The organism is Candidatus Methylacidiphilales bacterium, from assembly GCA_025056655.1.
Taxonomy (GTDB): domain Bacteria; phylum Verrucomicrobiota; class Verrucomicrobiia; order Methylacidiphilales; family JANWVL01; genus JANWVL01.
The window spans coordinates 1-6,547 of record JANWVL010000172.1; the positions used below are offsets into that span (position 1 = coordinate 1).

The following is a 6,547-nucleotide window of genomic DNA, read 5'->3' on the forward strand; positions in this document are numbered from 1 at the left end:
GGTTAACAACGTGAACGCGAGCAAAACCCAAAGCCGGACATATGACCCGGTAGGCAACCGCGCCACACACACCGACTACCTGCAAGAAGACATCCTCGGCAGCACCGCCCGCCTCATCGACCTTCAAGGCACCGAGATCCACCGCGCCCGATACGCCGTCTATGGAGAAGCTTACTTCGCCGACGGCAGCACAGCGAATAACTTTACCTCCTACAATGCCAGCCACACCCGCTTCTGGTTCACTGGGCGCGAAATGCTTGGAAACAGAAACGACGGCACTGGCTCAGGTCTATACGACTATAGAAACCGCATCTATAGCACTACCTTGGGAAGATTTATGCAGCCGGATCCGATAGGGTTTGATGCCGAGGATGTAAATTGGTATAGATATGTCGGCAATAGTCCGGTGAATTATATAGATCCGATAGGTAATTGCATTAGTGTTACAGAATTTAATAAGACACTAGATATATTAATAGATGGTTATAATGATCTTAAGAAAGAAATTGTAAAAAACAATATAAAAGGGAAAGATAAATACTATCATTGTATGACTGCATGTAGAGCTGCAAGGGAAGGTAATAAGAGCTTTGCAGAGACATTACTGAAGTTGCGTGAGATAGGTGATTTGTTAAAAAATCGAGCTGAACAGTTAATGGCTAAAGTAGGATGTAATCCTAGACTACCATCAGGGAAACCTAAAGAGGTGGCGAATAATATCGAAGCCGCTCGCGACAGTCTTGATGATATGAATGCAAATTATAGTGGATTAAATTGTCCCAAAGATAAAACGTGTGACTGTTGTTGCAAAGATTATCAGTAAAACGGCGGAGTTTACATTTTATGTAATTAGGGATCAAACTAATAAGAGTATGGTTATAGAAAAACTTATCACTATATCAAGACGTGTAACTATAATTTTTATAGTTTTAATAGTAGTGGCGGTGTCAGCCTTTATTAGCATAACGCAATTTTATGGTTGCTCGGATTATGTCAAGATTGAGATCAAATCCTATCAAGAAGCAAGTGAAGCTATTGAAAATAATTTAATACCTAATAACATTTTGCCACCTACATCTTCGAAGATAGTGATATGGGTTAATGCTGATTTGAATAATCTTCATGGCTATTGTGATTTAGGTATAGATTACAATGAATACACAAATTATATAGGAAACAATCACAAATTTACGCCTGAAATAAATCAAGATAGCTCTCTTGAATACAAAACTTACGATGGATTTATTGTTAAATTCGATTGGGAAAAGAGAAAGATGTATTGGTCACGAGGGGTTCGCTGAATAATTTGAGAAGACAGAGATTAAAACTGTTTCAAATTCTCATTAGACAGAGATAAAATAGTGCAGATATAGATGATGTAGTGTGGCAATAGACACTAGACGTAGAAATCACAATCCTGTTTCGCGTGTTTATATAAGATGGAAGATTTGCATGGGGTCGCATAATTAAAAGGTCGAATGAGAGGCTGGCAATCCCTTAGTAAAGCAAGCAGCACAAAGAGCACATGATATTTAAAAATAAATCTTTACTAAAAAAGCAATAGCATATAAATAATTAGTGTGCAAAGTTTATCAGAAAATCGAGCACAAAAAGTAGCAGTGGCATCCCTGCCGCTGAATCCCTCATCAAGTTTCTTTGTTGACACCACACGCAACCGCATCTATAGCACCCTCACGGCCGCTTCCTGCAGCTAGATCCGATAGGGTTTGATACCGGGTGTGTGAATGGGTATATAGATATGTGGGGAATGGGCTGATGAGTTGTGTGGTTCTGTTTCAGTTTGGGTGGGTGATTTTTGTGGGAGTGTCTGGGTGGGTGTGAACGGCGGGGATGGAACCGTGAGGCTTGATGTGGTTTGGAATCCTTTGGTAGATGGGGAAATATTTATCCTGCAACATGGTCAAGATGGGTGACTAAAATAGAGCTGGGAATATTATAGAAATGGAGTGGCTATGGTGCGGGGTTGTTTTAGTGGGGTGTTTTGTGTTATTAGGTGTGGGAGGGTTGGGGGGTGGGTGTTTCGTTGAGGAGGGTTTCGCGGAGGGTGGAGATGTAGGCGTTGCAGGCTTCGGGGCAGGGGATGTGGTGGGGGGCGAGGGGTGGTGGGGAGGGGGAGGGGGGGTCTGGATGCCAGAGTGGGATTTTTGAGCAGTGTTTGTGGCAGATTTTTTTTTGGGCTTGGGTGATGTGGTGGGGTGTGGCGGTGGAGGTGCGGCGATACATGCCGGTCTGGCGGGAGGTGGTGTGGTGGATGGGGGTGATGGGGAGGAGGTTGTGTTCGTAGAGGTAGCGGTCGATGAGGGCGTTGGGGTGGAGGATTTGGAGGGCGGAGATGAGTTGTTCGAGGGTGAGGGGTGGGGTTTGCCAATCGGTGGGGAGATCGGGGGAGGTGGTGAGGTAACGATATTCTCCAGATGGGCTTTTTTTGGAGAGGCGGAGTAGGGCGAGGAGGAGGTCTTCGGTGGTGGCGGCTTCGAGAGTTTTCAGAGGTGGAGTGGGATGGTGGTGTGTGAGGAGGTAGTGGGAGTGTTGTTTGTGTATGGTGAGTTGGCCGATGCGGTGGGGGAAGTGGAGACTTGCGATCCACGAGGAAAGGGCGTCAGGCTTTGGGGTAGGTATGTTTTGAAAGATTTCTGGGTGGTCGTCGATGAAGGATTGAACGGAGGCGAGGATGACGTCGGCGATGAAGGGGTGTGTGCCGATGGCGCGGGCATACCAGAGGCGGCGGTGGCCGACGGTGTGGGGGTTGCGGAAGGGGTTGGTGCGGACGTTGTCGGTCATGCCGAGGAGGACGGGGATGTCTTCGTAGGAGTGGAGGCCGTCGGCGATGAAGAAGGGGACGACGATGACGTTGGGTTGGGAGGTGATGGATGGCCAGTCTTTGATGTATGGGGCTTCTTCCATGAAGGCGGCGTGGACTTCGGCGTAGATGTGTTTCTGGCGGATGATGTGGGCTTGTCGGTAGATGATTTGTGTGGAGTTTTCGTTGAGGCTGGTGCCGTGTCCTACGATGAATAGGGCTGTCTGAGCGGGGTCGGGTGGGGTGGGGGAGACGATTTCTGCGGCTCGTTGGAGGAGGGCTTGGGTCATGGAGGGGTGAAGGCCGACTGGGGTGCAGTAGGCGAGGGTGTGGTGTGGGGTGCGGGTGATGGGGGGGGTGAGGGAGAGTTCGCGTGGGATGATTTCTTGGGTGAAGTAGCCTTCGGAGATGAAGTTGGGGACGATGAAGACGATGGGGGCTTGGATGGGGCGGAGGGCGGCGCGGAAGTTGGGTTCTTCTTTCCAGAAGGCGACGTGGACTTCTTTGAAGATGCGTCGGCGGCAAATTTCGAGGGCGTGGAGATGGGTAGGGAGTGCAGATTCAGCATTTTGAGTGGAGCCGTGGCCGAGGATGAGGAGGGCAGCATCGGCTAGGGAGGGCATGGATGGGTGGTGTGGGGGGTGGGGGGGTTATTTTTTTCGCATGTGTTGGGGGGGTTCGGTGATGACGTCTTTGTATGTTTTTCCTGCGGGGATGAAGGGGAAGACGTGCTCGGTGTAGGGGACGATGATGTCGAGGACGTAGGGGCCGTCGGCGTCGAGGAGGCGTTTTAGGGCGGGGCGGAGTTGGTCGGGGTGGGAGATGCGTTCGCAGGGGATGTCGAAGCCTTTGCAGAGGGTGGGGTAGTCGGGGTAGATTTTTTCGCGGTCATCGGGGAGGCCGAGGAAGGTGTGGCCGCGGTTGCTTTCGAAGAAGTGGTCTTCCCATTGGACGACCATGCCGAGGTGTTGGTTGTTGAGGATGATGACTTTGGCGTGGATTTTTTCGACGCGTGCGGTGGCGAGTTCTTGGATGTTCATGAGGAAGCTGCCGTCGCCGTCGATGTCGATGACTTGGCGGTGTGGGCAGGCGACTTTGGCGCCGAGTGCGGCGGGGTAGCCGAAGCCCATGGCGCCGAGGCCTGCGGAGGTGATGAAGGTGCGGGGGTGGATGTAGGTGTAGTGTTGGCCAGCCCACATTTGGTGTTGGCCGACGCCTGTGGTGATGATGGCTTCGCTGTGGGTGAGTTCGCAGAGGGTTTGGATGACGAGTTGTGGGGCGATGCGGTCGGGGTATTTTTCGTAGGTGAGGGGGTAGGCGCGGCGCCAGGCGTTGATTTGGTCGAGCCAGGGTTGGAAGGTTTTGCGGGGTCGGTTTTCGGATTGGATGATTTGGTTGAGGCGGGAGAGGGCGTAGCGGACGTCGCTGAGGATGGGGAGGTGGACGGGTTTGTTTTTGTTGAATTCGGAGGGGTCGATGTCGATGTGGACGATGGTGCCGTGTTTGCAGAATTCGGTGACTTTGCCGGTGACGCGGTCGTCGAAGCGGACGCCGATGGCGAGGAGGAGGTCGGCTTCGTTGACGGCGTTGTTGGCGTAGACGGTGCCGTGCATGCCGAGCCATTTGAGGGAGAGGGGGTGGTTTTCGGGGAAGGCTCCGCAGCCCATGATGGTGGTGGCGACGGGGATGCCGGTGTGTTGGACGAAGGTGCGGAGTTCTTGGGAGGCGTTGGCGCTGATGACGCCGCCGCCGACGTAGAGGATGGGTTTTTCTGATTTTTCGATGAGTCCGAGCATTTCGTGGAGGGCGACGTCGTCGGCTTGGTAGTCGGCGCGGTAGCCTCGGAGGTGGATGGTGTCGGGGTAGATGGGTTGGGTGGTGGCCATTTGGGTGTCTTTGGGGATGTCGATGACGACGGGGCCGGGGCGGCCTGTGCGGGCGATGTGGAAGGCTTCTTTGACGATGCGGGGGATGTCGTTGACGTCGAGGACGAGGTAGCTGTGTTTGACGATGGGGAGGGTGAGGCCGAAGAAGTCGGTTTCTTGGAAGGCGCCTTTGCCGATCATGTAGGAGGGGACTTGGCCGGTGATGATGACGAGGGGGATGGAGTCCATGTAGGCGTCGGCGATGCCGGTGACGAGGTTGGTGGCTCCGGGGCCGCTGGTGGCCATGCAGACGCCGACTTTGCCGGAGGCGCGGGCGTAGCCTTCGGCCATGAAGATGCCGCCTTGTTCGTGGCGGGGGAGGATGGTGCGGATTTGTTTGCTTTTGGTGAGGGCTTGGTGGAGGTATTGGCTGGCGCCGCCGGGGTAGGCGAAGAGGGTGTCGACGCCTTCGCGTTCGAGGCAGGTGATGAGGATTTCGGAGCCTTTCATGAGGGGGCCGGGTTGGCCTCGGGGTGGGGTTTTGGTGGTGGGTGGGGGGGTGTGGTGGGTTGGGTTCATGGGTGGGTGGGGTGTTTGGTGTGGGGTGTTTTTATTGTTTTAGCGTGTGTTTGGTGTGGGGCAAAGTGTTTTTTGGTTTGGCGGGGAATGTGGGTGGGGGGCGGGGATGTGGGTGGGGTGGGAGCTAGAAGGGTTTTTGTAGTGAGTTGGGGGTTGGAAGGCTTTTTGTGGGGTGTTGGGAGTTGGGAGGCTTTTTGTGGGGTGTTGTTTTGGTGGGGTGTGGCTGGTGTGTTTGTGGGGTGTGGGTTTTGGGGTGTGGGGGGAGTTTATTTGATGGGGTAGGTGTCGCTGAGGCGGTATCCGACGCCGCGGATGGTTTCGATCATTTCGGCGTATTTGCCGAGTTTTTCTCGGAGGCGGCGCATGTGGGTGTCGACGGTGCGGGTGTCGATGATGGTTTCGTATCCCCAGACGTCGTTGAGGAGGATTTCGCGGCTGAGGACGGTGCCTTTGCGTTCGACGAGTGTGGCGAGGAGGCTGAATTCTGTGGCGGTGAGGGTGAGGGGGGTTTTGTTGATGTGGGCGGTGTGTTTGACGCGGTCGATGGTGATGGGGCCGCATTGGAGGACGGCGTGGGGGATGCCTTGTCCGCGGCGGAGGATGGATTTGACGCGGAGGACGAGTTCGCGTGGGCTGAAGGGTTTGATGACGTAGTCGTCTGCGCCGAGTTCGAGGCCGAGGACGCGGTCGATTTCGGAGGATTTGGCTGTGAGTATGATGATGGGGATGTGTTCGAGTTGGGGGTGTTTGCGGATTTGTTTGCAGACTTCGGTGCCGCTCATGCCGGGCATCATGATGTCGAGGATGATGAGGTCGATTTTTTTTTCTTTGAGGGTTTGGAGGGCTTCGGCGCCGTTGTTGACTTTGATGGTGTCGTATCCTTCGTTTGTGAGGGCTAGGGAGAGCATGTCGAGGACGTCGGCTTCGTCGTCCACGAGGAGGATTTTGTGGCTCATAGTCTCTGTGGGGGCGAGCGGTGTGTGGGGTGGGGGCCTATATTTTGCTGGTGGTGGGGTGGAAATCAAGCTTGGGTTTGTTACATTTGTGTTACAGTGCTTGGTGGTGGGGGTGGGGTTGGTTTTTTTTGGGGGCTAGGGGGTGGGGTGGTCTAGGGCTTCGAGGAGGGCGGCGATTTCGTCGGGGGTGTTGTAGGCGTGGGGGGAGATGCGGAGGCAGGGGGTGTGGTCGGGGAGGTGGCGGAGGGAGGTGATGATGTGGCGGGTGTGTAGGTGGTGGTGTAGGGCTGGGAGGTTGCGTCGTGGGTGGGTGATGGTGAGGATGC

Annotated in this window: 7 protein-coding genes and 1 pseudogene; 3 read left to right on the plus strand and 5 right to left on the minus strand. The window is 54.1% G+C overall.

From position 1 onward, the window contains the following. Together NZM04_11060 and NZM04_11065 are read left to right on the plus strand one after the other, a co-directional pair. On the plus strand, positions 1–823 hold an 823-nt coding region (locus NZM04_11060; protein MCS7064554.1), incomplete at its 5' end, for an RHS repeat-associated core domain-containing protein. Then, complete coding sequence (locus NZM04_11065; GenBank protein ID MCS7064555.1) at positions 795–1,301, plus strand: hypothetical protein; 507 nt, start codon at positions 795–797, stop codon at positions 1,299–1,301. The genes NZM04_11060 and NZM04_11065, both read left to right, overlap by 29 nt. A gap of 495 nt (positions 1,302–1,796) precedes the next feature. Here the strand turns inward: NZM04_11065 and NZM04_11070 are convergent, their stop codons facing one another. The 3 genes and pseudogenes from NZM04_11070 to ilvB form a co-directional block, all read right to left on the minus strand. Beyond that, positions 1,797–1,919 (minus strand): hypothetical protein, encoded by a 123-nt coding sequence (locus NZM04_11070; GenBank protein ID MCS7064556.1) that lies wholly within the window; start codon positions 1,917–1,919, stop codon positions 1,797–1,799. 199 nt (positions 1,920–2,118) lie between these two features. After that, a pseudogene (locus NZM04_11075) lies at positions 2,119–3,444 on the minus strand (hypothetical protein). Positions 3,445–3,471: 27 nt separating this feature from the next. After that, on the minus strand, positions 3,472–5,265 hold the full coding sequence (gene ilvB / locus NZM04_11080) for a biosynthetic-type acetolactate synthase large subunit (GenBank protein ID MCS7064557.1): 1,794 nt from the start codon (positions 5,263–5,265) through the stop codon (positions 3,472–3,474). 87 nt (positions 5,266–5,352) lie between these two features. Between ilvB and NZM04_11085 the strand changes: the two genes are divergently transcribed. Beyond that, entirely contained in the window at positions 5,353–5,547 is a 195-nt protein-coding gene (locus NZM04_11085; GenBank protein MCS7064558.1) for a hypothetical protein, read from the plus strand. Here NZM04_11085 and NZM04_11090 read toward each other — a convergent pair. Together NZM04_11090 and NZM04_11095 are read right to left on the minus strand one after the other, a co-directional pair. Further along, positions 5,532–6,290, minus strand: a complete 759-nt coding sequence (locus tag NZM04_11090; protein ID MCS7064559.1) for a response regulator transcription factor — start codon at positions 6,288–6,290, stop codon at positions 5,532–5,534. The genes NZM04_11085 and NZM04_11090 overlap by 16 nt on opposite strands. A 66-nt stretch (positions 6,291–6,356) precedes the next feature. Continuing rightward, positions 6,357–6,547, minus strand: a 191-nt coding sequence (locus NZM04_11095) for a hypothetical protein (protein ID MCS7064560.1), incomplete at its 5' end; no start/stop codon positions are given.

Coding starts and splice junctions, on each gene's coding strand:
- NZM04_11070 (MCS7064556.1), bottom strand. CDS start 1,919: ATGTTGCAGGATAAATATTTCCCCATCTACCAAAGGATTCCAAACCAC.
- ilvB (MCS7064557.1), bottom strand. CDS start 5,265: ATGAACCCAACCCACCACACCCCCCCACCCACCACCAAAACCCCACCC.
- NZM04_11085 (MCS7064558.1), top strand. CDS start 5,353: ATGTGGGTGGGGGGCGGGGATGTGGGTGGGGTGGGAGCTAGAAGGGTT.